The 253-nt window shown below is 79.1% G+C and carries 1 pseudogene; it reads right to left on the reverse strand.

Features of this window, described 5'->3' with window-relative positions:
- A pseudogene (locus G3I42_RS00960) lies at positions 1-253 on the reverse strand (primosome assembly protein PriA); the annotation flags it as partial.

The following is a 253-nucleotide window of genomic DNA, read 5'->3' on the forward strand; positions in this document are numbered from 1 at the left end:
CGGACGAGCTGGGCGGCCTCGACGGTGCAGCCGACGGAGCCGAGCAGGAAGGCGGGAGCGGGCGGCCCCTCGGCACCGGCCTCGCGGCTCGCCCGCAGCACGAGGACTTCCCGCGCGTGCGGCTGGGGGGCGTGGTCCTCGCTGTGGCCGCTGTCGCCGTCCTCCCACAGGGCGACGAGGCCGAGGTCGCGTACGGGGGCGAACATCGCGGCGCGGGTGCCGATCGCGGCGCGGACGGCGCCGCGGTGGACGG

This window comes from Streptomyces sp. SID11385, from assembly GCF_010548245.1.
Lineage (GTDB): Bacteria > Actinomycetota > Actinomycetes > Streptomycetales > Streptomycetaceae > Streptomyces.